This is a genomic window from Pseudomonas sp. NPDC089743 (assembly GCF_044748785.1).
In the GTDB taxonomy this organism is placed as follows: Bacteria; Pseudomonadota; Gammaproteobacteria; order Pseudomonadales; family Pseudomonadaceae; genus Aquipseudomonas; species Aquipseudomonas putida_X.
Window position 1 is genome coordinate 1 of record NZ_JBIVGS010000036.1, and the last position, 2,755, is coordinate 2,755.

7 protein-coding genes are annotated in these 2,755 nt (G+C 61.6%); all 7 read right to left on the reverse strand.

The genetic code is table 11. From position 1 onward, the window contains the following. Positions 1-149: 149 nt before the first annotated feature. Positions 150-536, reverse strand: a complete 387-nt coding sequence (locus tag ACIPZC_RS25960) for a DUF3168 domain-containing protein (protein WP_400630418.1) — start codon at positions 534-536, stop codon at positions 150-152. Then, a complete protein-coding gene (locus ACIPZC_RS25965) occupies positions 529-1,029 on the reverse strand; it encodes an HK97 gp10 family phage protein (RefSeq protein ID WP_400630420.1) in 501 nt (166 codons plus the stop codon). The genes ACIPZC_RS25960 and ACIPZC_RS25965 overlap by 8 nt, the downstream gene beginning before the upstream one ends. 3 nt (positions 1,030-1,032) lie before the next feature. Further along, on the reverse strand, positions 1,033-1,221 hold the full coding sequence (locus ACIPZC_RS25970) for a hypothetical protein (protein WP_400630422.1): 189 nt from the start codon (positions 1,219-1,221) through the stop codon (positions 1,033-1,035). Between the two features lie 8 nt (positions 1,222-1,229). Beyond that, on the reverse strand, positions 1,230-1,556 hold the full coding sequence (locus tag ACIPZC_RS25975) for a phage head closure protein (RefSeq protein WP_400630424.1): 327 nt from the start codon (positions 1,554-1,556) through the stop codon (positions 1,230-1,232). Continuing rightward, positions 1,556-1,855, reverse strand: coding sequence for a head-tail connector protein (locus ACIPZC_RS25980; protein WP_400630426.1), 300 nt, complete (start codon positions 1,853-1,855; stop codon positions 1,556-1,558). The genes ACIPZC_RS25975 and ACIPZC_RS25980 overlap by 1 nt, the downstream gene beginning before the upstream one ends. Then, positions 1,856-2,212 carry a hypothetical protein gene (locus ACIPZC_RS25985; protein ID WP_400630428.1) on the reverse strand — a complete coding sequence of 119 codons (357 nt, stop codon included), beginning with the start codon at positions 2,210-2,212 and terminating at the stop codon, positions 1,856-1,858. A gap of 51 nt (positions 2,213-2,263) precedes the next feature. Next, a partial coding sequence (locus ACIPZC_RS25990) for a phage major capsid protein (RefSeq protein ID WP_400630430.1) occupies positions 2,264-2,755 on the reverse strand: 492 nt, incomplete at its 5' end.

Genomic DNA, 2,755 nt, shown 5'->3' on the forward strand with positions numbered 1-2,755 from the left:
TGTCGGCTTCGTACTCGGTGAGGGTGCCTGCACCGGTCTTGCCGCCAATGGCAAGGCGGCAGCCGGCGGCTGTGTTGAGGTTGTCTTCGGCCATGGGGGTTCCTCCAAAGGCACATTGGATAAAAGCCGCAGCGCGGCCGGTGGGTGATTTAGTGGGTGGTGATCACGCGGACGGTGATCGAACCCTGGTAAGTAACGCCGTCAGCGTCGCGCTGGGCGTCGGCCTGCTCGACCCTAACCGAGACTGCTCGGCCCACTTCCAGCGGCAAACGGCGCTCGTCCAGGGCTGCGATAACCTCGCCATTGATGCGTTTGACCTCAGCCTGCCCTACGGCATCGGACCAGACCGACAGGTACAGCAGGCGCTGTTCGCGCTTGCGGCCCGCGATCGGGGTTATGTTGGTAGAGATCTCCCGGTCGATCGACACGTAGGGCTTCGGGGTGTTGATATCGGCGCCGTCGTGGATTGGACAGCTCACCTCGGCACGCAGCCTGGCAAACAACGCTTTCTGTAGCGCAACGGATGGATCAGCCATTGCCTACCCCCTGGCTTGCCTTTCGCAACGTCCGCGTGACAGCTGCTTCGATATCGGCCAATACATACTCCCTGTTAACGTCCATCGACGGCCGCAGCCAAGGGTGTGCTGGCCTAGCCGGGATATCCGGATACTTGCCGAAGAAGTGTTCACCATCGCTTTTGTTGGTATCGCTTTGGTTGCCGCTGCCGGCGCGCTTTCCGCCGACATAGCCCTTCGTCCCGTACTCGATGAACCGCAAATAGAAGAACCGGCGGTTATCGCGCTTGCCCCGAATACCGATCTGCGCGTCGAGGCCGCTGGGCGAGACATACATCTTCAGGGCTGCAGCCGCGTCGCCGGTGTCCTTGGGTATCAGCTGCTGCTGAGTGGCAAGGATGCGCGCCGCCGCCTGCTCCATGGCGGGCTTGAGTTCGTTGTCCATGGTCCTGTGAATATTGCGAAGCGTCCGGCGCAGCCGGATATCCCCCCGGATGCTCGACCGCCTGGCCATACCTTACCCCTTGGCCTGATCGGCTTGAGCTGGCTTGGCCGGCTTATCGGTGGCGGGTGGGGTCTCGATTACTTCCTCGGCGTAGCCGCGGGCGACCAAACCGGCGCCGTACTCTTTGGCGACGACGAACTCTTCGCCCTTCTGCCGCTCACCTGATGCGCCAGTCAGCGGGCCCAGTGCACGAATTTTCATGGTTTACCTTATGGGTTGGGGACGCTGGAGCACAGCAGGCGCAGCATGTCCCGTTCGTTATTGAGCAGTGGGGCTTCCACCTTGTAGGTGATGCCGGTGCGCTTCTCGGTCACCCGCCAGCCGGCGGCAATATCCGCCCGTGGCCTGATGCGTATCTCGGCACTGATCACCGCTTCCACCTGTTCAGCCACTGGAGCTGTGCGGCCAGTCGGCATGGTGACCTCCGCCCAAACCTCACCGACTTGAACCCACACCTGGTCGTACCCCCCGGTATCGTTCTGCACGCGCTCGTACTTGCTCAGGCGGCACCGATGACGCATGGGTCCGGCTTTCATCAGAAGCGCTTCCTGTACCAGAGCAGCCTTTCGACCGCGAGCGGCATGACTGTGGCGATGGTGCCTACCGCCACAGCCTCTCGGTTGGCGTACCAGTGCCCTACCATAAGCAGAATGGCCTGCTCGACATCACGGGTCAGGCCCATCTCTTCGGGCTCGACAGGATCAGCATCGACCAGCTTTCGGTCGCAGTGCTGCTCGACGTGGGCCTTGGCCGCTTCGACGTAACCGCCGATCAGGGCGTCTTCTTCATCGCCGTCGACCCGGAGGTGCATCTTCACGTTGGCCAGGTCGATCATTTACTTGGCCTCGGCCGCAGCTTTCTCAGCTGCTGCCTTCTCGGCAGCGGCCTTATCGGCAGCTTCCTTCTCTGCCGCCGCCTTTTCCGCTGAAGCCTTCTCGGCGGCGGCTTTCTCAGCTGCTGCTTTCTCGGCAGCAGCCTTTTCTTCATTGGGCGCGGTAGGCTTCGTCTCTTTCGGCTTCGCCACGCGCGGCTTGCCATTGGCGCCAACCTCAACGGCCAGGCCCTTTCCAAACAACGTATGAGCGTATCCGTCGTCAGCGTTTTCGAACTCCTGCCCGCGTTTTACCTTGGGCGAGTCAGCGCCCAGCAGATCAGCGTTGCCGACGAAACCCCACAGAGCTTTGATGTGCATACTGCCTCCTGAAATAAAGAGGCCGGCGATACGCCGGCCTTGAAGGATGGGTTAAGCGGCGACCGGGAAGTTGCCCTTGACCAGGGCTTCCTTGCGGCGAACGCCCAGGCCCAGGCGTTCCTCGACCAGCAGCGCAACCTCGTTGCGGATGAACTGGTCGTTGATCAGCCCCATCTTGAACTCATAGGCCATGCGGTCGAAAAGCGTGGTCGAGCGCGCGAAGTTCGCCACGAGGAACTCGCCGCCAGCGTCACCATCACCCTCGTCCATGCTGTCCGAGGTGATCACCGGACGCCCCCACAGGATTGGCGTGACCAGGCCCTGCAGGTTGGCGAACAGGTAGCGATTCTCGCCGTCCTTCTGCAGTTCGATATTCATCCAGTCGAGCTCGGTCATAACCACGCCGTCGGCCGACATCAGCGATTGCTTGCGCACCTGATAGATCGCGCGGCGAACCAGATCGATGGCGGTATCGCTCGCTTTGCTCAACGCGGTGTTGTAGCTGGTTGCCTGGGTCATCAAGCCGTTCAGGTTCTCACCAGT